The organism is Brevibacterium sp. AGC70 (assembly GCF_057334195.1).
In genome coordinates this window covers 160,288-183,449 of sequence record NZ_JBHFIH010000001.1, presented here as the reverse complement: position 1 = coordinate 183,449, position 23,162 = coordinate 160,288, and the positions used below count along the sequence as shown (strand labels likewise).

Sequence of the window (23,162 nt, the reverse complement as noted above, 5' to 3'; positions counted from 1 at the left end):
TCGGACCATTCGGTCCGGCCCCGTTTTCGCTACACTGACACCGACGACTCATCCGGGCTCTTACCTGCCCAGACGGAAGAAGGACTAAATGACATCCACCCCGGTTCACGAATCCAGCTACGCCAGCAGACCAGTCCGCACTCATCGCCGCCGTGTGCTCCTCAAACTCTCGGGTGAGGTGTTCGGTGGAGGCAAGATCGGAGTCGATCCCGATGTCGTCGCCGCTGTCGCCAGGGAAGTCGCCCCCACCGTCGATGAGGTGGAGGTCAGCATCGTCGTCGGCGGCGGAAACTTCTTCCGTGGAGCAGAGCTGTCTCAGCGGGGCATGGACCGCACGCGCGCCGACTACATGGGCATGCTCGGTACCGTGATGAACTGTCTGGCCCTGCAGGACTTCCTCGAACAGACCGGAGTCGATACCCGGGTTCAGACCGCGATCCCCATGTCCCAGGTCGCCGAGTCCTACATCCCGCGCCGGGCCATGCGCCACATGGAGAAGAACAGAGTCGTCATCTTCGGCGCCGGAGCCGGACTGCCGTACTTCTCCACCGACACCGTTGCCGCGCAGCGTGCGCTGGAAATCCACGCCGACGAGGTCCTCATCGCCAAGAACGGCGTCGACGGCGTCTACACCGCCGACCCGAACATCGACCCCACCGCAGAGAAGATCAGCGAGATCACCTACCAGGAGGCGCTGCAGAAGGGCCTCAAAGTTGTTGACGCAACCGCATTCTCCCTGTGCATGGACAACAAGCTGCCGATGCACGTCTTCGGCATGGAAGGCGAAGGCAATCTGCGCAAGGCAATTGTCGGCGACAAGATCGGCACCGTAGTCAAATAAAGCCCCAGGGCGCATTGCCCTGGGCACTCAACGCCTCGAAACACCTCCTCAGACGAAATCCAGGACTCTCCCTGGACCAATCGAGTGCGGCATTCGTGAGCTATGACCCATAGAATGAACCCAAAGCTCCCATCGACGGAAAGAGTGAGTCGTGATTGAAGAAACACTGGCAGAGGCCAGAGAGAAGATGGACAAGGCCGTGGAATTCACACAGGAGGACTTCTCGTCCATCCGTACCGGCCGCGCCAATCCCGCGCTGTTCGCTTCCATCGAGATCGAATACTATGGTGCGCCGACACCGTTGCAGCAGCTGGCCTCGTTCCAGACTCCGGAAGCCCGCACTATCCTCGTGACTCCCTACGACCGTGGAGCGCTGGGCGACATTGAGACTGCTCTGCGCAACTCGGACATCGGCGCCAACCCCGCCAACGACGGCAACGTCATCCGAGTGGTGCTCCCGGAACTGACCGAGGAACGCCGCAAGGAATACGTGAAGATCGTCAAGGGCAAGGCCGAAGACGGCAAAGTGTCGATTCGCAACATCCGTCGTCACGCCAAGGAAACCCTGGAGCGGATCAAGAAGGACGGCGACGCCGGTGAAGACGAAGTCGCACGCGGAATCTCCGAACTCGACGATCTGACGAAGAGCAAGGTCGACAGTGTCGACAAGCTTCTCTCTCAGAAGGAAGCTGAGCTCCTCGAGGTCTGATGATTTCGTTGACTGGGCCAGACAATCCAGCATCAGATCCGGCTCCCCTCGGGGAGCCGGATCCGGTTCCGCATCCGTCAGGGCCTGACACCCCGTTCCCGAAGCGCAGGGACCTGCGCAACTCCGGCAAGGACTACTCACCGGAAGATCCGGAGACCAACCCGGCCGCGGAGACCGGGCAGGATATCCCCGAGGTGGCAGAGAAGGACTACGGCAAGGCCGGACGGAACCTGCCGGCTGCGATCGGCATCGGGCTGCTCATCGGCGGAGTCGTCCTGGTCTCCCTCATCGTCTTCCCGATCTCCTTCCTCTTCATCATCCTCATCGCCATCGTCGCCGCGATGTGGGAGCTGGCCAACGCGCTGTCGCGTTCTGGATCACTCGTGTCGCGGATACCGACCATGGTCTCAGCCGCCTGCATGGTGCTCGCGACCTTCGTCGGCGGCCGTGAGGCACTGTGGGTGACCTTCGCCGCCAGCGCCGGGGCGGTCATGCTCTTCACCATGGTCGAGCGACGCAAGAACGCGGTCAAAGATGTTTCGCTGTCCCTGTTCGCGCTGACCTATGTCGGACTCATGGCCTGCTTCGTCGTGTATCTGCTGACCCAACCCGACGGCAATCTCTACGTCATCCTGTTCCTCGCCAGCGTGGTGGCCTCGGACACCGGCGGCTACGTCTTCGGCGTCCTCTGGGGCAAACATCCAATCGCCCCGAGGATCTCCCCGAAGAAGTCGTGGGAGGGCTACATCGGCTCGGTGGTCTTCGCCGCAGCAGTCGCGACGACCCTGGCTGTGACTCTCTTCGATGCTCCATTCTGGACCGGACTGGTCTTCGGCGTCGTCATCCCAGCCTTCGCCACGCTCGGCGACTTCAGCGAATCGATGATCAAACGCGACCTCGACCTCAAGGACATGGGAACTCTGCTGCCAGGACACGGCGGCGTGATGGACCGACTCGATTCGATCCTGCCCACCGCCCCGGTTGCTCTGGTGATGTTCTCGGTTCTGCCCGGCTATCTCTGATCCGCCTCGGTCCGACTCGTACCGCCTCGGTCCGACTCGTACTGGCGCCTCTCACACGCCGATGGCTCTCACTCATCCGCCGTGGCGGCGCACACACCCCATGAGAATTGCTCTCATGAGACAATGGACGAGTGAGTTCTCAAGCAGGTAACAGGCAGACCCGGCCCGTCGTCGAACACGCAGACGGCACGACGTCGAAGACACCGACGCGTGATGGCCGTCCGCTGCTCAATTTCAAATCTCCGCGAGCCAGTCAGCCGAAGCAGCATCTGGCCGACATGACGATGGACGAACGCATCGACGCGGTCAAGGAGATGGGACTGCCCGCCTTCCGCGCGAAGCAGATCTCGACCCACTACTTCTCGCATTACCAGACCGACGTCGAGTCCATGACGGACCTGCCCAAGGATCTGCGGGCGGACCTGCAGGAACGGTTCTTCCCCCACCTCCTGACCGAGGTTCGTCGACTGCGAACCGAGAACGGCGACACGATCAAATTCCTGTGGCGCCTCTACGACGGCGCGCTCGTCGAGTCGGTGCTGATGCGCTATCGCAACCGCGTCACCCTGTGCGTCTCCAGCCAGTGCGGCTGCGGCATGAACTGTCCCTTCTGCGCGACAGGGCAGCAGGGTCTGACACGCAATATGTCCGCGGCCGAGATCGTCGAACAGGTCATCCGCGCCAACCAGGTCATCGCCGCCGGCGAACTCGCACCGGCACCCTCAGGCGACATGCCGGCGGAGGGGGAGACAGCGCTCGGTGCCGAATCCGATGAGGACCAAGGTGAGACCTCTGAGGCCACGGTCGACGCATCGGGCACGACCACCTCGGCGACGGGACCCGAGCGGGTCTCCAATATCGTGTTCATGGGAATGGGCGAGCCCCTGGCCAACTACAAGCGAGTGATGAACGCGGTGCGTCGGTTCGTCGAGCCCGCACCGCAGGGATTGGGAATGTCGGCCCGCCGAATCACCATCTCCACCGTCGGTCTGGTCCCGGGCATCAACAAGCTCGCGGCCGAGGACATCCCCGTCACCTTCGCCCTCAGCCTCCACGCACCCGATGATGAGCTGCGCGATGAGATGATCCCGGTCAACACCAGGTGGAAGGCCGATGAGGCCATCGACGCCGCGTACAACTACTATCAGGTGACGGGACGTCGGGTGAGCATCGAATACGCGCTCATCAAGGACATGAACGATCACCCCTGGCGTGCAGAGCTGCTGGCGAAGAAGCTCAACGCTCGCGGTCGCGGCTGGGTCCACGTCAATCCGATCCCGCTCAACCCGACTCCCGGCTCCGTGTGGACCGCGTCGGAGCCGGAGGTGGCAGACGAATTCGTGCGCAGACTCATCGACCAGGGGATCCCGACGACCATCCGTGATACCCGCGGATCGGACATCGACGGAGCCTGCGGACAGCTCGCTGCCGCCGACTGAGAACTCGCGAACACGCATTTTCCGCGTCCGCCATTTATTATGGTGGAAATGACCATTACGGCGATTCGCTTCTGGAGGCAACATGGCGGACACGACTTTCCCCCGAATGTCCGGATGGAAGAACGGCTACGACCCGAAACAGGTCGACAGCTTCTTCAAACGTGCGCGTGAATCCTTCGAACGTCCCACCCCACAGCCCGGCGACCTCGACTCCAGGGCGGTGCGCACAGTCGGTTTCGATCTGGTGCGCAAGGGATACCATGTCGCCGTCGTCGATGCCGCACTCGACCGACTCGAAGACGCCTTCGCCAAACAGGCACGTGACCGCCTCATCGCACAGTCGGGCCAAGATGCCTGGGTATCCGAACTGACACGTGTGGCCTCGTCGCTGCGGGGCCGCCTGGTCCGCGAACCCGGTGAGCATTTCGACAATCCGGCCCCCGGCGTCATCGGCTACGACATCGAACAGGTCGATGACATGTGCGAGAAGGTCAACGCCTACTTCACGCAGGGTGTCGCGATGAGCGTCGACCAGGTTCGCCGTGTCCTGTTCAAGACGGCCAAGGGCAACAAGGCCTACGACGAGGACCAAGTCGATGCCTTCATCGACCGCGTCGTCGAAGTGATGGCCTCCGTTGACTGATTTCCACTACTTCGAACAGCCAAGTGACACGTCCTCGGGCACTCTCAACCCTGTGTTCGAGCTGCTCGACTACCCGATCGTCATGGGCGGCGCCGATGACATCGTCCTGACCGGTCCGACTCCGGACAGACCGATGGTCGATGGCCGCGAGGTCACCGATCCGCGGCTGATCAAAGCACTGTCGAAACCCGATGAGCTCGACCGTGCCGAGGTGCTCGACCGGAGCGCGAAGTTCGCCGGAGTCCTCCGTGCCATGGGGATCACCGGCGGCGAAGGTGAACGGATCCTCATCGCCGAGGATGTGCCGCCGATCTCGCGGGCGCTGAGCATCCTCGGTGCCGTTCGCATCGGACTGAGAATAGATACGCGCTCGGAACCCGCCGACGGCGACAGCACTTCAGTGTTCGTCCACCCGATCGAAGCACCACCCGTCGAATCAGGACGGGCGTCGGTCAAGGCCATCCGCTCACGCTTCGAAGGCGTGGGAATCGCGATCGCTGGGGAAACCGCGAACCTCGACCGGGCGATGAGAGACTCACGAGTCGAACCGACAGAAGTGGTCGCATTGAATCCGGACCAGACTCTCATCCACACCGACGAGAAGTCCCTCGACGCACGATCAAGCCTCGAGTGGCTGTCCCGGGAGATCCTCGCTGAGGCCTGACGCCTCTGATCCAGACGAATCTGCGCAGCTGGACCAGCCCACGTTGGTGGCCCGACTGCGCGCGGCAGGGTGCGTCTTCGCCGAGGACGAAGCCCGCATCCTCATCGATGCTGTGACGTCCTCTGCGCACGAGGCGAGGTCGTCCGGCCTCGCACCTGAGAGGAGCAACAGCCTCCTGGCCGAGTTCGTCGCCCGCCGAGTTGCCGGCGAACCTCTCGAGCAGATAGTCGGATGGGTCGAATTCGCGGGGCAGCGACTACACGTCGCACCCGGTGTGTTCGTGCCCCGGCAGAGAACCGCGCTGTTGGCGAAGGCGACGATGCGCGCCGTGGAGTCAGCCGGGGCTGGGGCGCGATTCCTCGAAGCCTTCTGCGGGGTCGGGCCGGTGGCCACCACGGTGTCCCGGGCACTCCCGGAAACGCAGATCCACCTGGGCGATCATGACGAAACGGCGCTTGAGTGTGCACGCAAGAACGTCGGACCAAGTGTCAACTGCCACCGACTCACATGTCTGAAGGGTCTGCCGCAGACTCTGCGGGGCAGCCTCGACGTCATCTCCGCAGTCCCGCCTTATGTTCCCGACGCTGCCGCGGAGTTCCTCCCCAGAGAGGCGATCGAGCACGAGGCACCGACAGCGCTGTTCGGGGGAGCGGACGGTTTGGATCTTGTGCGCTGCCTCATCCGGGACTCAGGCGAGTGGTTGGCCCCGGGAGGGGTTCTGCTCATCGAACTCGGCCGCGAACAGCGGCACACGGCCGCTGACTTCGCAGGGGCCCGGGGATTTCGCGCCAGTTGCATCCTCGGCGATGACGAGCAGACAACGGTGCTCGAGCTGCGACGACCGTGGCCAGCGGGCCACACGACGCCAACTGACGCCTGACGCCCGGCAGTTGTACCCGCGCAACGACGACAACCGCTTGCCAAAAGTGTGGGAGTACAGCATTTGTGCTGTACGTACACACTTCCGGCAAGCGGTTGCTGTTTCGGTGCTAAGAGTACGCGCTGCAGCCGCTGCCGCTACCGCTGCGACCGCTGCCGCTGCCGCTACCGCTGCGACCGCTGCCGCTGCCGCTACCGCTGCGACCGCTGCCGTTGCCGCTGCCGCAGCTGCAGCTGCAGCGCGTGAGCGTCAGTTCGCGAAGGCGTTGATTCCGGTGAGGCTGCGGCCCAGCGTGAGCTGATGGACCTCGTGAGTGCCCTCATAGGTGAGCACGGTCTCAAGGTTGACGGCATGGCGCAGCGGTGGGTATTCGCTGGTGATGCCCGAACCGCCGAAGAGCGCGCGCAGGTCACGGCACACGTTCATTGCGGTGTCGACGTTGACCATCTTGCCCAGGCTGATCTGCTCGGGACGCACGCCCTTCTCCGAGTCCTTGAGCTGACCCAGATGAGCGGCGAGCAGGGTGATCTGGGAGTACTGGCCGAAGGCCTTTGCGAGCTTCTGCTGGCTGATCTGGAACGAAGACAGCGGACGGTCGAACTGAATGCGTGTCCCGGTGTATTCCAGCGCAGACTGCAGCGCGTCGCGGGCAGCGCCGGTGACGCCGAAGACGATTCCGTAGCGTGCCTCGGACAGGCACGACAGCGGACCTTTCAGGCCCTTGGCCTTGGGCAGCATGGCGTCTTCGGGCAAGCGCACGTTGTCGAGGACGATCTCGCCGGTGATCGAGGCTCGCAGTGAGATCTTGCGGTGGATCTCTGGCGTCTGGACGCCCTCGGTGTCGCTTGGGACGACGAATCCTCGGACAACGGGCTTGCCCTTGGAATCAGTTTCCTCGGTCTTGGCCCAGACGACCATGACATCGGAGACGGGGGAATTCGTGATCCACATCTTCGCGCCGTTGAGGATCCAATCGGATCCGTCCTTCTTCGCAGTCGTCTTCATGCCCGAGGGGTCGGAGCCGACATCCGGTTCGGTCAGACCGAAGCAGCCGATGGCTTTGCCAGCAGCCATCTTCGGCAGCCATTCTTCCTTCTGCGCCTCGGAACCGAAATGGTGGATGGCGAACATGGCCAGTGATCCCTGGACCGATACGAGCGAGCGCAACCCCGAGTCCACGGCTTCGAGCTCGCGGCAGGCCAGACCGTACTGGGTGGCGGTGGATCCGCCGCAGCCGTAACCGTCGAGGTGCATGCCGAGGAGCCCGAGTTCGCCCAGGCCCTCTGCGAGTTCCCGGGCAGGAATCGTGGCATCGAGGAAGTAGTCGCCGATCTTGTCGCGAACGTTCTCATCAAGCCATTTCTTCACGATCGACGCGAACTCGAGGTCATCTTCCTCGAAGACCGAATCCAATCCCAGAATGTCGTCGGGGCTCAGCGTTGCACTCATAAAAACCTCTCTCGCCATTGATTCGCATTGCATATCTCACGTCGCCGATGACGCCGATGTCGAGTCATTTCCCAGAGAACTTTGGCATCATCGGTAGGCGTGAGCAAACGTAGAATCATTGTAGTCGGCTCGACCGGTTCGGTCGGCACCCAGGCCCTCGATGTCCTGACAGAGAACGCATCGGACTTCGAGGTCATCGGCCTCGCTGCCGGAACCCAACTCGATGCGCTGGTCGTCCAAGCACTCGATTTCTCGGTCCCCGTCATCGGTCTCACCAGCCCACCTGAGGGTGGTTCGAGCGAGATCCGTCGGCGTCTGGAGCAGGCCGCAGGTGAACGCGGAATCAGTGATCCCGTCCGTGAGATCCACGTGGGCCCCGATGCCGCCGAGGTGGTCGCCGGGGCAGCTGCCGACATCGTCCTCAACGCTGTGACCGGAGCCGCCGGACTCGGTGCGACCCTGGCTGCCCTCGACCGCGGCACCGACGTCGCGCTGGCGAACAAGGAGTCCCTCATCATCGGCGGCTCGATCGTCCTCGATGCTGCAGCCCGCACCGGAGCCGCCCTGATCCCCGTCGACAGTGAGCACTCCGCGATCGCCCAGGCCCTGCGCTCGGGCACCCACGGCGAGGTGAGCAAGCTCGTCATCACAGCCTCCGGCGGACCCTTCCGCGGAATGACCCGCGATGCGCTGCGCCGTGTCACCCCGGCGCAAGCACTCAAACACCCCACCTGGTCGATGGGATCGATGATCACCATCAACTCCGCGACCCTGGTCAACAAAGGCCTTGAAGTCATCGAGGCCCATCTGCTCTTCGACATCGACTTCGACCACATCGAAGTCGTCGTCCACCCGCCGTCCCAGATCCACTCGATGGTCGAATTCAGCGACGCCTCGACGATTGCACAGATCTCCCCGCCGGACATGCGCCTGCCCATCGCCTATGCCCTCGGCACTCAGAGTGACGGTCAGACTCGGCGGCTGGCATCCGGGGCGGTGGCCAACAACTGGGGACAGCCGATGCACTGGTCCTTCGAACCCGTCAACCACATCGCTTTCCCGGCACTGGGCCTGGCCGTTGAAGCAGGACGGAAGCGAAAGAGCTTCCCCGCGGTGTTCAATGCCGCCAACGAGGTCCTCGTCGAGGCCTTCATCGGCGGTGAGATCCCATTCACCGGAATCGACCAGGGAATCGAACGGGCGCTGCAGGCGCACGAACCCGCGGCCGAGCACACGGTCGAGACCGTCCTCGCCGCCGACGCCTGGGCTCGCGAGTTCGCCCGCCAGGACCTGAGAGCCCAGTCCGCGTCCGCACAGGGCAAGACCCTCGGCGGCTTCTGATATGACAGTCGTCCTCTACATCATCGGGATCATCCTGTTCCTGATCGGGATCTCGATCTCGATCGGACTCCACGAGCTCGGCCACCTGACACCTGCGAAGAAGTTCGGAGTCAAGGTCACCCATTACATGGTCGGCTTCGGCCCAACGGTCTTCTCCTTCCGTCGCGGCGAGACGGAATACGGCATCAAGGCACTTCCTTTGGGCGGATTCATCGCCATGCCGGGAATGTACCCCCCGCTCAAGGCGACGACGCGCCGGGCCGGCTCGACCTCAGGCGGCGCTGCCCAGCACGCTGCTGACGCGTTCGGCGATGACCACCTCGGCGATGGTGCGGCTGAAGGAGCCGCCAGCACCGATGTCGCCACCGATGCTCCCAGCCGCCCACGGAGGCAGCGGCGCGGGCGCCTGTTCGAGAACACGATGGCCGATGCTCGGGATTTCTCGAACCAGGAGATCGAACCGGGAGAGGAGCACCGGACCTTCTACGCACTGAACGTGCCCAAACGGCTCGTCGTGATGTTCGCAGGCCCCCTGGTCAACCTCGTCCTCGGGATCATCATCATGGCGATCTCACTCATCGGCATCGGGATCATGACTCCGACGACCACGGTGCAGACCGTCGTCGAATGCGCGGTTCCCGCCTCTGAAGCAGCGGAGCGTCCTGCGGACCAGAAGAAGACCTGTCAGGACGATGATCCGCTCACCCCCGCATGGGAAGCCGGAATCAAACCAGGCGATGACATCACCTCTGTCGCCGGTGTCTCCACCGACAGCTGGGACGAACTCTCCACCGTCATCAAGGACCATGCCGGCCAGCGGGTCGACGTGGAGTTCACCCGCGATGGTCACACTCAGAATGTCAACGTCCCGATCATCGCCCATGAGCAGGCCCGCGTCGATGACAGCGGACAGCCCGTGCTGAACGCCGACGGCACACCACAGACCGTGACCGAGGGATTCTTCGGCGTGGGTCCCGTCCAAGAGCGTCAGGGGCTGCCGCTGAACGAGTTCCCCGGTGCTGTCTGGGACCAGGTCAGCGGCGTCTTCCATGCCATCGTGACCCTGCCGGTCAAGCTCGTCGACATCGCCGAGGTGGCCACAGGTTCGAAGGAACGTGACGCCGAGGGGCTGGTCGGGATGGTCGGAGTCGGTCGGATAGCCGGCGAGATCGTGTCCACGGACCAGCTCCAGATCGTCGACAAAGCCCAAGTGGGGCTGGGCATGTTGGGATCACTCAACATCTTCCTGTTCGCCTTCAACATGATCCCGCTCCTGCCGCTCGACGGCGGGCACATCGCAGTGGGCCTCTACGAGGGCGCCCGCCGGCAGATCAACAAGATCCGCGGGCGCGGCAAGATCGGCCCCTTCGACACGGCCCGGCTGCTGCCTCTGACGTACGTCGTCATCGGTCTGATGCTGTGCATGACGGCGCTGCTCGTCTACGTCGATCTCGTCAAACCCGTCACGCTCGACGCGATCTTCAACTCAGGGTAGAAAGACTCCGGATAGGCAGCCTCAGCTGCTCAGCGAGATCGTCTGCACCTCGCCGAGGTGGTCCAAGCTCACCGTGATCGTCGCCGTCGTGTCCGCGGAGTCGGTTTCGTCTCCGGGTCGCGAGTCAGGAACAGTCACGGTCCCCTTCAGCGGGGTGGTCATAGTGACATCGTCGGCTGTGAAGGGCTGAGTCAGCTGCAGCTCGTCTCGCCACGCGTCGAATCGTTCACGGCGTTCGGCACGGGGCTCGTCGAGGTCCATGTTGATGGTGAAGAGTTCCTCGGCGACGCTCTCCTCGAATTCGATGACCAGGTTCGCTGCCCGCAGCACGGTCGCGGACTGTGCGGGTGCGACTTGGTGGTGAGGTGCCGGCACCGAAGTGGATGTGCGTGTCAGCCGCAGACCGGGATCGCCGGTGGCCGCGGCCCAGCCGGCGTCGATGGCATCCCTGACGGTGCTTTCGGCCGGGTAGTACGTCGTATTGCCGAACACGACGATGCTCAGGCCCATGTCGGGGAACCAGCGCATGTGCGAGCCGTACCCGGGATAACCGCCGGAATGGCAGACGACGCGACCGAAGCGGGAGTCGAGACGGGGCTGCAGGCCGAAGCCGTAGTTCACCGATTCGGCATGGTGCTCGCTTCTCTGGACCTCGACGAGTCGATGCGACTGCTGGTTGTCCTTCAGGATCCGCGGCAGTGCTCCCGGCGCATAGGCGTCGAGGTGCTCCAGGGCGTCCATATGGGCATTCATCCAAGTCCCGATGTCGTTGACCGTGGAGATGACTCCGCCGATGGGGGAGAAAACACCTGGGCCAGTGAGTTCGGCCGGGTGGCCCTCGCCGTTGCGGTCGATGCGGATGCCGGACATCAGGTCTGGGAAGTCGGCGACGTCGAAACCGGTGCGACTGAGACCACAAGGATGCAGCACCTCGGCGGTGACGAATTCGATGAACGACTTCCCGGTCACGGACTCCGTGACGAGCCCGAGGAGTGCGTAGCCGAGGTTGGAGTACTCGTATCCGGTGTCGGCTGGAGCGATGGGGATGGCTCCGCGCTTGACGTAGTCGATGAGTTCGGTGCGCGTCATCGCCTCCACCCGATCGGCCCAAGGGTCGTCCTTCGTGAACCCGGTGCCCATTGTCAGCGCCTGTCGGCAGGTGCGGTCGGCAATCGATGTGCCTGCAAGTTCGGGGATGATCCGGTCCAATGGACTGTCAAGATCCAGACCATCGGCGGCGAGGAGACCGATCGCGGCGGCCGTGAACGACTTCGTCATCGACGCGATCCGGTAGGGAACGTCGCCGTTGGCTGCTATTGCCGTCTCGCCTCGGCGAAAGACACCCCAGGCGAGTGTTCCGCCCTGCTGGGCGAGGGCATCGGCTGCAGTCTCGAGGCGACCGACGATGGCCTGGATATCGGGGTGGGTGAACGGCACGGAATCTCCTCGGCTCACAGGCATCTCCTCTACATGTATCTTCTGATCGGACGGCAAGTTTCCTTCACAATACCTGCGAAATGATGCTGTGGTGAGCGATCACACCGTGGTCAAGGAGCCCGGACACGGTTTGAAGTCCTACAATATGAATGACTCGAACGATCAGTCTGGTCACCAGTGAGAATGAAGGGATTGTCTTCGTGACATCGGTCAACCTCGGAATGCCTGCTCCACCACCTCCCGTGCTCTCGCCGCGACGGAAGACGAGACAGATCCAGGTCGGAAAGGTCGGCGTCGGTTCCGATTTCCCTATCAGCGTCCAGTCGATGACTACGACTCAGACCACAGACATCAACGCCACCCTGCAGCAGATCGCCGAGCTCACCGCCTCGGGCTGTGACATCGTGCGAGTCGCCTGCCCGTCACCTGATGATGCTGCGGCACTGCCGGCGATCGCGCAGAAGTCGCAGATTCCGGTCATCGCCGATATCCACTTCCAACCGAAGTACGTCTACGCCGCGATCGACGCCGGCTGTGCCGCGGTGCGCGTCAACCCCGGCAATATCCGCAAGTTCGATGACCAGGTCAAGGAGATCGCGAAGGCGGCAAGTGACGCCGGAACCTCGATCCGGATCGGTGTCAATGCCGGATCCTTGGACAAGCGGATCATGGAGAAGTACGGCAAGGCCACCCCGGAGGCGCTCGTCGAGTCCGCCGTGTGGGAGGCCTCGCTGTTCGAAGAGCACGACTTCCACGACTTCAAGATCTCCGTCAAGCACAACGACCCTGTGGTCATGGTTCGGGCATACGAAATGCTCGCTGAGCGCGGTGACTGGCCCCTGCACTTGGGCGTGACCGAGGCCGGACCCGCCTTCCAGGGCACGATCAAATCCGCCACCGCCTTCGGCTCACTGCTGTCGCAGGGCATCGGCGACACGATCCGCGTCTCGCTCTCCGCACCACCAGTGGAGGAGATCAAGGTCGGCAACCAGATCCTGGAGAGCCTCAACCTCAAACCTCGCAAACTCGAAATCGTCTCGTGCCCGTCCTGTGGACGCGCCCAGGTCGACGTCTACACCCTCGCGGACAAGGTCACAGCTGGTCTCGAAGGCATGGAAGTTCCTCTGCGAGTCGCTGTCATGGGCTGCGTGGTCAACGGTCCCGGCGAAGCACGCGAAGCCGACCTCGGGGTGGCCAGCGGCAACGGCAAGGGCCAGATCTTCGTCAAGGGTGAGGTCATCAAGACCGTGCCAGAGGCACTGATCGTCGAGACTCTCATCGAAGAGGCCAATCGCATCGCAGCGGAGTCCGACGCCCCGTCCGGATCTCCCGACGTCGTCGTCGGCTGATACCCGACCTGTCCGAAAAGCTGCCCGGTGTGTGAGGATCAGAACAAGGAGGCTCTCCCGTGCTGAGAGTCACTCGTCTGGGACATCAGCACACCGGTTGGCTGAGGAGTCTGCTCGCGCTCAACCCGTGTGAGAACGTCTACCTCATCGCGCTGCTCGAAGTCACAGGGACAGCGCAGATGGGCTCACCGGCCGGTTCCCTGCTGGGTGTCTTCGATGGCGACCAGCCGGTGGCAGCCTACTGGGTGGGCGGCAACATCATTCCCGTGGCTGCGACCCCGGGAACGAATCAGGCATTGGCGCAGAAGCTCAATGCCGATGGGCGCTACTCCTGCTCCCTCATCGGTTCTCGTGAGATCATCCTCGATCTGCACAGTCGTCTGAACTGGGGACGCCCTCGCGGCGTCCGTGACCGGCAGCCGCTGTTGGCGATCAGCTCCGACCCCTTGATCGAACCCGACGAGGCGGTGCATCTGGTCACGGTGGAACAGCTGCCCGCGGTGTTCTCAGCCAGTGTCGACATGTTCACCAACGAGGTGGGCTTCTCTCCGATCGAAAGTGGCCAGTCAAGCTATCTGGCTCGCGTCCGCAACATCATCAGGGGCAAGAACTGCTTCGCTCGCATCTCGGACACACTGCCCCAAGGGGGTCCGGTGCGCCGCTGGCCTGCAACGGACCAGGCCGAGCAGGTGCTGTTCAAAGCAGACATCGGCATCCGGGCACCGCGCATCGTTCAGGTGCAGGGCGTCTGGGTCCATCCCGACGTGCGGCAGCAGGGTCTGGGTGCTGCCGGAATGGCTGCAGTCGTGGCGCAGACCAGGGCGGCCGGCCACCCCACTGTGAGCCTCTACGCCAATGATTACAACGAGGTGGCCCTGCGCATGTACACACGGGTCGGCTTCGAGCAGGTCGGCACCTTCGCCACGATCATGTACTGACTTACCGCAGCGTCGGCTTCAGGGGTCTCGGCGATCTCGGTTCCGAGGCTTGGCCATGTCGCCCAGGAATTTCTCCATCTCCCGGCGGTCCTTCTTCGTCGGCCGACCCAAGCCCTTGTCTCTGCGGGGGACGAATCCGCGCAGAGCGGGATCCGGCGGCGGGGTGAGATCCTCATAGCACTGCACGGCGATCGATGACTGCGGACGTGTGGGCACGAAGCCGGTGATCTTCCAGATGAACTCGGTGCTGGCCTTGCGTACGCGCACCTCCTGTCCGATGGAGACCTTCTGCGCCGCCTTGACACGCTGACCCTCGACTTGGACGTGACCGCCACGGCAGGCCTGAGTAGCCAGATTTCGGGTCTTGAACATCCTTGTCGTCCACAGCCACACATCCACGCGAACGTGCTTGCCGGGTGAGCGGTCAATCTCCACAGTCAGCCTCCACTACCTCAGTGTGCACTACCTCAATGTCCACCACAGACAGCCTCCGCTGCCTATGAGCTCCATCCTCAGCGTCCGCCATTCTCAGCGCCGGTGCTCGGGCCCACGATGTCAACATCGCGACGCAGGGCGATCTCAGCGCGGCGGGTGAATGTCTGAGCGGGGCGGCCGCGTCCCTGGGACACGGCCTGACCGGTGGGTGCCAGCAGCGGCAGCATCGTGCGGCGGAAGGTGTCCGCCTGCAGGTCCTCTCCCGAGACGATCTCATGCAGCTGACGCAGCTGCCGCAGCGAGAACTCGTCCGGAAGCAGCCCGAACGGGTCTGGCGTGCGCTCATGCAGCGAACGCAGGCGGTGGACCGCAACTCGGACGATCTCCTGATGTTCGGCGCTGAGCTCACGGACCGAATGCACGGGTGCCAGTTTGCGCCGGCGCGCGTCCTGCGGGTCGGGTTCTGTCTCCGGGGAACTCGCGTCTCCGAATCCCACATCTCTCGTCGACAGCACGTCGAGGTGGGCCACCGAGATCACCCACCCGCGATCGTCACGATCGGGCTGGTCGAAGACATGGAGCTGAACTGGGGCGCGGTCGATGAGCCGCGCCTTTTCGCGCAAGCACCGGGCAACCGCCTCGGCGAGTCGCTCCTGGGGGCGAAGAATCGACCCCGGCAGCTGCCACGCGCCGTCGCCGGAATGGGTGAGGAGCACGTGCAGGCCACGTCGGGGGACGGGGCAGAGGACCGCGGTGTCGACCGCGACCGAGGGCCGCGGGAACTGCGTCAGTTGAGTGGAATCAGGCATGCTCTTCGTATCGGTCAGCGAGTCGGTCGGACAGCGAATCGGCCTGAATCGCTCAGGCCCTGGTGGACGTGTGTGCCCACCAGTCTAATTCGCTTCCACCACCTGACGAATCCAGGCCCACAGCTGGGCGGATCCATGGTCGGCTCACGGCAGAATCTCACCTGCCAGATGACTGTTCTCGGTCGCCGGTCTGATCGGTTTTGCCTCATAATTGCCGTGCGGATACTCGCGTGCGATAGTGTTCGATCTGAGTCTTGACAAGTTGAGGAGTATCACCCATGGCCCTGCGCATGTCGTCCCTGTTTGTGCGAACCCAGAAGGAGGACCCGGTCGGAGCCGAGGTCGCCAGCCACAAACTTCTGCACCGTGCGGGATACATCCGCCGATCGGCCCCGGGGATCTACACATGGCTCCCGCTGGGACTGAAGGTCCTGGGCAAGATCGAAGCCATCGTGCGCGAGGAGATGGCCACAGCCGGATCACAGGAAGTCCATTTCCCTGGACTGCTGCCAGCCGATCCGTACCGGAAGTCCGGACGCTGGGAGGCCTTCGGTCCCGATCTGTTCCATCTCAAGGACCGCAGGGACAACGACTACATCCTCGCCCCCACCCACGAAGAGGTCTTCACCCTCCTCGTCAAGGACCTCTACTCCTCCTACAAGGACCTCCCGCTCTCGATCTACCAGGTCCAGACCAAATACCGGGACGAGGCCAGGCCCCGCGCAGGTCTGCTGCGCGGGCGCGAGTTCATCATGAAGGACGCCTACTCCTTCGACATCGACGACGCCGGACTCGACGCCTCCTACGAAGCGATGCGCGTGGCCTACCTGCGGGCCTTCGCCCGACTCGGCGTGCCCTGCCTGCCGGTCAAGGCCACCCCAGGAGCCATGGGCGGATCGGGCACCGAGGAATTCATCTACCCCTCCGAGGTCGGGGAGGACACCTTCGTGCGATCACCCGGAGGGTACGCCGCCAACGTCGAAGCCGTGACCTCGATCGTGCCCGAGACGATCCCGTTCGAGAACTCTCCTGCAGCTCACGTCGAGGACACCCCTGACACACCCACCATCGAGTCCCTCGTTGCCGCCGCGAACGCTGACCACCCCCGCGAGGACCGCGCCTGGACCGCCGCCGATACGCTCAAAAACGTCGTCTGCGCCGTCACCCACCCCGACGGCACCCGCGAGATCATCGTCATCGGCCTGCCCGGTGACCGTGACGTCGACCTCGACCGCGCCGCCGGCACCGGAATGCTGGGCAACGGCGAAGTCGACCTCGAGGCCGCCACAGCCGAAGACCTCGTCGCTCACCCTGAGCTCGTCAAGGGCTACATCGGACCGGGCCTCGACCTCGACAATCAGGTTCTCGGCCTCGAGGGCACCTCGAAGCTCCGCTTCCTCCTCGACCCACGTGTCGTCGAGGGCACCCGCTGGATTACCGGCGCCAACGAGCCCGGCCGGCACGTCTTCGACCTCGTCGCCGGACGCGACTTCACCGCTGATGGCACCATCGAAGCCGCCGAGGTTGTCCTCGGTGACCCCGCACCCGACGGTTCGGGCCCGCTCGAGCTGGCCCGTGGTGTCGAGATCGGTCAGATCTTCAAGCTCGGCCGCAAGTACGCGGAGTCCCTCGACCTCAAGGTCCTTGACCAGAACGGCAAGGCCACGACCGTGACCATGGGCTCCTACGGCCTCGGCGTCACCCGCGTCATGGCCTGCATCGCGGAGGAATACCACAGCGAATCCGGTCTCCTCTGGCCCCAGCACCTGGCCCCAGCCGATGTGCACATCATCGCCGCAGGCAAGGGTGAGGACATCGCCGCGGCCGCCGAGAAGCTGACGGCCGAACTCGAATCGGAAGGCGTCACCGTTCTCCTCGACGACCGCCTCAAGGTCTCACCCGGCTTCAAGTTCGCCGACGCCGAACTCATCGGCATCCCGACCGTGATCGTCGTCGGTCGTGGCCTGGCTGACGGAGTCGTCGAAGTCCGCAACCGTCTGACCGATGAGAAGTCAGAACAGCCCGTCGCCGAGGTCGTCGCCTCCACCGTGGCCACGATCCGTGAGGCCTACGCCACGGCCGCCGCTGCGGCAGACGCCGCAATCGCGGAAACAGCCGCACGGTGAACCGACGCAGGTGATGGAGGCACTCACCGCAGGCATCGATGTCACCCTCGGCATGCTTCTGTGGCTCTTGGCCGCAGGAGTTCTGGCCGGATGGATCGATGCCGTCGTCGGCGGCGGAGGTCTGATCCAGCTGCCGGCACTGCTGCTGGTGCCGGGAATGACACCGGTCCAAGCGGTCGCCACGAACAAGGTGGGATCGATTGCGGGTACGACCGCCTCGGCGGTGACCTATCTGCGCAAGATCACCCCGGACAGGTCGGCGACGATCCCGGCCGCTGCCACGGCGTTCCTCGGAGCCGTCCTCGGCGCCAAACTCGCGACCTTGGTCCCAGGTGAGCTCTTCACACCGATCATCCTCGTCGCGCTCATCGGGGTCGGAGTCTTCACGGTCCTCAACCCCAGCCTCGGCGCCGATGCGAGCCTGCGCTTCGGGGAGTCCTCGAAACGTCATCATGGGCTGTCGTGGCTGATCGGGCTCACGATCGGCGTCTACGACGGAGTGCTCGGTCCGGGAACCGGGTCCTTCCTCGTCATCGCGTTCGTCACTGTCATCGGGTTCTCATTCCTCCAGGCCTCGGCCACGGCGAAGGTCATCAACTGGGCGACGAACTTCGGGGCACTGGTCTTCTTCATCCCCGATGGCCAGGTCGTATGGGCACTCGGTCTCGTCGTCGCCGTGGGCAATGTCGCCGGCGGAATCTTCGGTGCGCGCACGGCCCTGAAGAAGGGATCCGGATTCGTGCGGGTCGTCTTCGTCGTCGTGGTCTCCGCCATGATCATCAAACTCGGCTACGACGTGATCTCCGGCCTCATCCACTGACGCATCTCATCGCTCAACCTCCCCGACGTCACTGATTGCGCCCGGCGCCATGCGGTATTAGTGACGTCGGGGAGGTCGAGCGGGGGTGCTCAGCCGATGGGTTTGAGCGCGTGGGCGTTGACGCCGGCGACGTCTGCTCCCGACAGCGCCCGCGCAACCCACAGGGACCTCGCGGCATCGGCCAGCGCCCCGGTCGATCCGCTGCGGGCTGACCTGAGGTACCAGAACATGTTCGTGACCTCCCGGGCGACGGCGGCACCCATCCCGTACTGCGGATCCATGCCTGCGCACAGCGCGAGGTCGGTGGCGAAACCGCGCAGCCACGCGGCCTGGGCCTGCGGATGCTGGGACGGAATCTCCATGAGACGGTTCCACAGCACCGGCGCCAAGGTGTAGGCGGTCGGACCCGATAAGGGCTGCGGGTCGATGGCCTTCCAGGTCGAGATGCCCGCGGCATCGGGGTTCCCGGCGAGGATGTTGTAGTAGTGCAGATCGGCGTGGATGAGCCAATTCTCCTCAGACGAGGCAAGAGTGCGCATCCAGTTGCGCGCGAAGGAGAGTAAGAGAGAATCACCAGGACCCGCCTCGGTCCAGCCGCTGAGCAGACTCGCGTCGGCTTCAAAGGTGCTCAGCCATCCTGCGGCCACATCCTGGACACGCAGGAAGTCGGAATCCGAGGGAATCTCAAGCGACTTCTGCAGGGCACCCCAGACCGGGGGCACATCGGCCAGGGGCAGCACGGAGAGATTGTCCTTCGTTCGCAACCGCTCCTGCAGGGTCACCCTGAAGCTGTGATCGTCCCTGATCACCCGGACAGCGCCGTGCCCGTTCCACATCTTCAGCGCCCGCAGAGCCTGCGCATGTGCAGCCGATGCCGCCGAGGTGGGGGCTGCAAAGCGCAGCACCCCCTGATAGTTCTCCTGAGTCAGAACCGGGATGACGAGGCTTTCGCATCCGGCCCAGGGTGAGCCAGGGACCTCGTCGAAGCTCAGCTTCCACCGGTCGATGAGCTCATTGGCCATGAAGTCCAGTGCGGCCACCCAGGAGGAGGTGCGGTACTCGCCGATGATCTCGCGAGTGGAGTTGTACAGGACCGGTGGGACCTTCACTGCTGCGCCTCTGCCTCTCCCGAATCCCCGGGATACGAGTACCGAAGCACCTGCGGGCCGGCGAAGACCGTGCGCGTTCGTGCCGACTCCCACAGCCGCAGCGCGGCCCCCGAATCCATCTGCAGCCAGGGAAGGATCGCTGCTGCCACGCCGTCTTCGAGAGCCAGAGCCAGTTCCTTCGCGGTCTCCGGGTCACTCGGGATGGGGTCGAGTTTCCACGAAGGAGCATCAGGGTCAGCGTTCTTCTCACCAAGCTTTTCGAGCATTTCGCCTGCCAGTGAGCCCAGGGACTCCAGTCGCGCCACGGCACTGCTGCGCTCGTGTGACTTCGTGTCGAAGTTCACGGCGAGCCGCTCGTAGCCATATGTCGCTGCCCTGGCCTGGTTGAGGATGTCATTCCACACCGGGGGAGAGGTCGAATCGTCTGCGGGCGGCGGCTGCGACTCGGGTGAGTTCGAAGCCGCCGCGGCACCCGATGAGCCGGAAGCTCCGGCAGCGCCGGATTCGCGTGAGCCACGGATCAGGGCGTCTGCGCTTCGAATGATCTCGGCGTGCACGGTGCCCGCAGTCAGCGCCAAACCGGTTGCCACGTCCACGAGGACCGGAATGAGGGTCGAGCCCAATGTCGGTACGGCGGTGAAGACGGCATCCGACACCACCTCGGCGGCTTCGATGTAGGTGCGGGGATCTTCCGACGGTGGGGACTCGGTGGCCATTTCGGTTGGTGGCGACCACACGGGACCGATGGCGTCCCGGAGTTTCTGCAGGTCCTCTCCAGCGGTCTCCGGGTCGCTGTCTCCGGCGGTGGTTGCGGCGAGGATCCTGGCGATGCGGTTGCGCAGCCGGTTCGTCTCATCGAGGGTCGGAACGTCCGGGGGAGTATCGAGTCTCACACCGCATCCCGACAGCAGGCTCAGACTCGCCCCGCCCACACCGTAGAGGAGAAGAGAGCGGCGGCTGACGGGAAAACGCATAGGCCAATCCTAGCGGATGCTTAACCTCGCCCGGGGAGTCGCTTAGGGTGGTGCTAAGGCAATCAGCAGGGCAGAAGAGACGTCGCCGCGCGGGGCACACCTTCGTCAGCGGGACGAGGACTGGAGGACACATGGACGAGGACGTGGCGCAGATAGAGAAGCTTCTGCGCGAGCCGCTGCAGACCTCTGGGTTCTACCTGGAGTCGGTGAAGGCCGTGGCTGCGGGACAACGTCGGGCGCTGACGGTCGTCGTCGACCTTGATGAGTCCAGCACAGAGCCCATGTCGATGGAGAAGATCGCCGAATCAAGCCGACTCGTCGGCGACGCCCTCGACGAGGTCGAGGTCTTCCGTGACAAGCCCTATCAGCTCGAGGTCACGAGCCCAGGTGCAACGAGGAAGCTCGAGTCCCCGCGGCACTTCAAACGGGTGCTTGGTCGCCGCCTCGAAATCAGCACGAAGAAGGACTCCTTCAAACTCGATCTCGACGATGTGGGCGAGAACTCAATTTCGGGAATCGATCCCGCCAGTCGTGAGAAGCGGACAGTCTCGCTCGGCGACATCGTCAAGGCGCAGGTCGAACTCAAATTTCGGTGAGCGTATTCTGAGATAGAATGTCACGCCTGCATAAATGAAGACCGACAATTCAATGCTCGAGGGAGCCGGAGAGGATATAGGCCATGGATATCGACCTCAGTGTTCTGCGCATTATCGAGCGAGAGCGGGAGATTCCGCTCGATACTCTGATCGAACTCATCGAACAAGCTCTCTTCCTTGCCTATCAGAAGACCGAGGGTGCGTGGCCGGATTCCCGCGCCGAGCTGGACAAGACCTCCGGTGAAGTCCGCATCCTTGCTGTCGAGTTCGACAATGATGACAATCCGATCGGCGAATTCGACGACACTCCCACAGGCTTCGGACGCATCGCTGCGCAGACGGCTCGCCAGGTCATCCACCAGCGACTGCGCGATGTCGCAGACGAATCGGTGCTCGGCAACTTCAAGGGCCGCGAGGGTGAGATCGTCTCCGGCACCGTCCAGCAGGGCCGGGACCCGCAGATGGTGCAGGTCGACCTCGGTGATGTCGAGGCAGTCCTGCCGCCGCACGAGCAGACTCCCGGGGAGTCATACCGTCACGGAACGCGCCTGCGCGTCTACATCGCCGACGTCCACAAGGGCCCAAAGGGAACGTCGGTCACTGTTTCGCGTACGCACCCGAACCTCGTCCGCCGACTGTTCGCGCACGAAGCACCGGAGATCGCCGACGGCACTGTCGAGATCGTCTCCCTGGCTCGTGAGGCCGGCCACCGAACCAAACTGGCAGTTCGCGCCACGAAGCCCGGTGTGAATGCGAAGGGCTCATGCATCGGTGAGCTCGGTTCCCGCGTGCGGGCCGTGATGAACGAGCTGGGCCAGGAGAAGATCGACATCGTCGACTACAGCGACGACCCGGCCAAGTTCATCGGCCATGCACTCTCACCCGCCAAGGCGACGAAGGTCGACATCCTCGATGCCGATCTGCAGGAATCACGCGCCATCGTGCCCCGTGACCAGCTCTCCCTGGCTATCGGCAAGGAAGGGCAGAACGCACGCCTGGCGGCCAAGCTCACTGGCTGGAAGATCGACATCGTCCCAGGCGAATAGGCATCGGGCGTGATCTGAACCACTCGGGGCGTGGCACGGGTGGGGACGGAAGTGCTGTAGAATTATGTACTGTGATTGTGGGCGCGGCACCTCGAAGGACGTGCATCGCCTGCAGGCAAAAGGCCGACCGGGATGAACTCACACGATTTGTGATTCGACCCGATCAGCATCCAGCCATCGTCCATGACGTGTCAGCGACACTTCCGGGACGAGGAGCCTGGGTGCACCCGGACGCCACATGCCTGAAGAGGGCATTGACGACCGCATCCTTCGCTCGAGCCTTTCGAACGAAGGTCACCGCCTCGGACCTGCCGAGGATGGATACCGAACCCAAGAAGAGCGGGTAGCCCGAATGGATGACAAGTTGTGAGTGTCGTGCGATGACACCGCTATCGGAATTCGAGAGAGCAGTGAAATGAGAACTGCTCTTCATTGATGAGGTTCTTTCCTGACCGGGAAAGAACCCGGACAGGAGAACTGTGGCAAAGCCCCGTGTCCATGAGCTCGCAAAAGAGCTCGGCACTACAAGTAAGAACGTCCTCGAGAAACTCCAGGGCCTGGGTGAATTCGTTCGCTCCGCATCCTCGACCCTCGAAGCACCCGTTGTGCGCAAGGTGAAGGAAGCATTCGCCGAGTCCGGTCCGGCCGGCTCCGGCGACAAGTCTTCCGGCGCATCCGCCGACTCGAAGCCGGCTGCTAAGCCAGGCGCCAAGCCTGCCGCGAAGCCCGGAGCTCCCAAGCCCGGTGCAAAGACTTCGGCCAAGCCAGGAGCCAAGCCCGGCGCCAAGCCAGCTTCGGCACCGACCGAAGCAGCTGAATCCACTCCTGCAGAGGCGGCCCCCGCAGCTAAGCCGACCGGCGCGAAGCCGAGCGCGAAACCTGTTGCAGATGCCAAGCCCGCTGCAGATGCCAAGCCCGCTGCAGAAGCCAAACCCGTTGCGGATGCCAAGGCTGCTGACGCGGACGCGTCAGCTGCAGGCACCAAGTCTGCTGATGCCCCTGCTGAGCAGGCCAAGCCTGCGGCGCGTTCAAACGCGCCG

General features: G+C 63.7%; 23 protein-coding genes. 17 read left to right on the top strand and 6 right to left on the bottom strand.

Going from position 1 to position 23,162, the window contains the following annotated elements:
- Nucleotides 1-88 precede the first annotated feature (88 nt).
- The 7 genes from pyrH (at nt 89) to ACE03M_RS00740 (ending at nt 6,198) form a co-directional block, all read left to right on the top strand.
- Entirely contained in the window at nt 89-841 is a 753-nt protein-coding gene (gene pyrH, locus ACE03M_RS00770) for a UMP kinase (RefSeq protein WP_143922504.1), read from the top strand.
- 151 nt (nt 842-992) lie between these two features.
- Nucleotides 993-1,550, top strand: a complete 558-nt coding sequence (gene frr, locus ACE03M_RS00765) for a ribosome recycling factor (protein ID WP_143922505.1) — start codon at nt 993-995, stop codon at nt 1,548-1,550.
- Complete coding sequence (locus ACE03M_RS00760) at nt 1,550-2,572, top strand: phosphatidate cytidylyltransferase (RefSeq protein WP_143922506.1); 1,023 nt, start codon at nt 1,550-1,552, stop codon at nt 2,570-2,572. Before frr ends, ACE03M_RS00760 begins: the two co-directional genes overlap by 1 nt.
- Nucleotides 2,573-2,703: 131 nt before the next feature.
- Nucleotides 2,704-4,011, top strand: a complete 1,308-nt coding sequence (gene rlmN / locus ACE03M_RS00755) for a 23S rRNA (adenine(2503)-C(2))-methyltransferase RlmN (protein ID WP_143922507.1) — start codon at nt 2,704-2,706, stop codon at nt 4,009-4,011.
- An 82-nt stretch (nt 4,012-4,093) separates the two neighbouring features.
- A complete protein-coding gene (locus ACE03M_RS00750; RefSeq protein WP_143922508.1) occupies nt 4,094-4,654 on the top strand; it encodes a DivIVA domain-containing protein in 561 nt (186 codons plus the stop codon).
- Complete coding sequence (locus ACE03M_RS00745) at nt 4,647-5,318, top strand: hypothetical protein (RefSeq protein ID WP_485932192.1); 672 nt, start codon at nt 4,647-4,649, stop codon at nt 5,316-5,318. Before ACE03M_RS00750 ends, ACE03M_RS00745 begins: the two co-directional genes overlap by 8 nt.
- A 46-nt stretch (nt 5,319-5,364) precedes the next feature.
- Nucleotides 5,365-6,198 carry a N5-glutamine methyltransferase family protein gene (locus tag ACE03M_RS00740; protein ID WP_485932190.1) on the top strand — a complete coding sequence of 278 codons (834 nt, stop codon included), beginning with the start codon at nt 5,365-5,367 and terminating at the stop codon, nt 6,196-6,198.
- A 249-nt stretch (nt 6,199-6,447) separates the two neighbouring features.
- Here the strand turns inward: ACE03M_RS00740 and ACE03M_RS00735 are convergent, their stop codons facing one another.
- On the bottom strand, nt 6,448-7,647 hold the full coding sequence (locus ACE03M_RS00735) for an acyl-CoA dehydrogenase family protein (RefSeq protein ID WP_485932188.1): 1,200 nt from the start codon (nt 7,645-7,647) through the stop codon (nt 6,448-6,450).
- A gap of 99 nt (nt 7,648-7,746) precedes the next feature.
- On the opposite strand from ACE03M_RS00735, the gene dxr reads away from it, so the two are divergent.
- Nucleotides 7,747-8,988 carry a 1-deoxy-D-xylulose-5-phosphate reductoisomerase gene (gene dxr, locus ACE03M_RS00730; RefSeq protein WP_485932187.1) on the top strand — a complete coding sequence of 414 codons (1,242 nt, stop codon included), beginning with the start codon at nt 7,747-7,749 and terminating at the stop codon, nt 8,986-8,988.
- Nucleotide 8,989: 1 nt separating this feature from the next.
- Complete coding sequence (locus ACE03M_RS00725; protein WP_485932185.1) at nt 8,990-10,483, top strand: M50 family metallopeptidase; 1,494 nt, start codon at nt 8,990-8,992, stop codon at nt 10,481-10,483.
- Nucleotides 10,484-10,504: 21 nt separating this feature from the next.
- Here ACE03M_RS00725 and ACE03M_RS00720 read toward each other — a convergent pair whose 3' ends face one another.
- A complete protein-coding gene (locus tag ACE03M_RS00720; RefSeq protein ID WP_485932184.1) occupies nt 10,505-11,938 on the bottom strand; it encodes a serine hydrolase domain-containing protein in 1,434 nt (477 codons plus the stop codon).
- A 182-nt stretch (nt 11,939-12,120) separates the two neighbouring features.
- Here ACE03M_RS00720 and ispG point away from each other — a divergent pair, with 182 nt between their 5' ends.
- Nucleotides 12,121-13,269: a flavodoxin-dependent (E)-4-hydroxy-3-methylbut-2-enyl-diphosphate synthase gene (gene ispG, locus ACE03M_RS00715; protein WP_143922641.1), complete on the top strand. Its 1,149-nt coding sequence runs from the start codon at nt 12,121-12,123 to the stop codon at nt 13,267-13,269.
- 59 nt (nt 13,270-13,328) lie between these two features.
- Entirely contained in the window at nt 13,329-14,207 is an 879-nt protein-coding gene (locus tag ACE03M_RS00710; protein WP_485932182.1) for a GNAT family N-acetyltransferase, read from the top strand.
- An 18-nt stretch (nt 14,208-14,225) separates the two neighbouring features.
- Here ACE03M_RS00710 and ACE03M_RS00705 read toward each other — a convergent pair whose 3' ends face one another.
- Nucleotides 14,226-14,642 (bottom strand): RNA-binding S4 domain-containing protein, encoded by a 417-nt coding sequence (locus ACE03M_RS00705; RefSeq protein ID WP_143922516.1) that lies wholly within the window; start codon nt 14,640-14,642, stop codon nt 14,226-14,228.
- Nucleotides 14,643-14,719: 77 nt separating this feature from the next.
- On the bottom strand, nt 14,720-15,451 hold the full coding sequence (locus tag ACE03M_RS00700) for an NUDIX hydrolase (RefSeq protein WP_485932180.1): 732 nt from the start codon (nt 15,449-15,451) through the stop codon (nt 14,720-14,722).
- Between the two features lie 278 nt (nt 15,452-15,729).
- On the opposite strand from ACE03M_RS00700, the gene ACE03M_RS00695 reads away from it, so the two are divergent.
- Entirely contained in the window at nt 15,730-17,577 is a 1,848-nt protein-coding gene (locus tag ACE03M_RS00695) for a proline--tRNA ligase (RefSeq protein ID WP_485932178.1), read from the top strand.
- Nucleotides 17,578-17,590: 13 nt separating this feature from the next.
- Complete coding sequence (locus ACE03M_RS00690; protein WP_485932605.1) at nt 17,591-18,397, top strand: TSUP family transporter; 807 nt, start codon at nt 17,591-17,593, stop codon at nt 18,395-18,397.
- Between the two features lie 89 nt (nt 18,398-18,486).
- Here the strand turns inward: ACE03M_RS00690 and ACE03M_RS00685 are convergent, their stop codons facing one another.
- Entirely contained in the window at nt 18,487-19,506 is a 1,020-nt protein-coding gene (locus ACE03M_RS00685) for an aminoglycoside phosphotransferase family protein (protein ID WP_485932177.1), read from the bottom strand.
- Nucleotides 19,503-20,480 carry a hypothetical protein gene (locus tag ACE03M_RS00680; RefSeq protein ID WP_485932175.1) on the bottom strand — a complete coding sequence of 326 codons (978 nt, stop codon included), beginning with the start codon at nt 20,478-20,480 and terminating at the stop codon, nt 19,503-19,505. Before ACE03M_RS00680 ends, ACE03M_RS00685 begins: the two co-directional genes overlap by 4 nt.
- Nucleotides 20,481-20,611: 131 nt before the next feature.
- Here ACE03M_RS00680 and ACE03M_RS00675 point away from each other — a divergent pair, with 131 nt between their 5' ends.
- The 4 genes from ACE03M_RS00675 to ACE03M_RS00660 all read left to right on the top strand — a co-directional run.
- Nucleotides 20,612-21,076, top strand: coding sequence for a ribosome maturation factor RimP (locus ACE03M_RS00675; protein WP_485932173.1), 465 nt, complete (start codon nt 20,612-20,614; stop codon nt 21,074-21,076).
- An 83-nt stretch (nt 21,077-21,159) separates the two neighbouring features.
- Nucleotides 21,160-22,122 carry a transcription termination factor NusA gene (nusA, locus tag ACE03M_RS00670; RefSeq protein ID WP_143922522.1) on the top strand — a complete coding sequence of 321 codons (963 nt, stop codon included), beginning with the start codon at nt 21,160-21,162 and terminating at the stop codon, nt 22,120-22,122.
- A 71-nt stretch (nt 22,123-22,193) separates the two neighbouring features.
- Entirely contained in the window at nt 22,194-22,469 is a 276-nt protein-coding gene (locus ACE03M_RS00665; protein ID WP_143922523.1) for a YlxR family protein, read from the top strand.
- Nucleotides 22,470-22,601: 132 nt separating this feature from the next.
- The coding region (locus ACE03M_RS00660; protein ID WP_485932170.1) for a translation initiation factor IF-2 N-terminal domain-containing protein at nt 22,602-23,162 on the top strand (561 nt) is incomplete at its 3' end.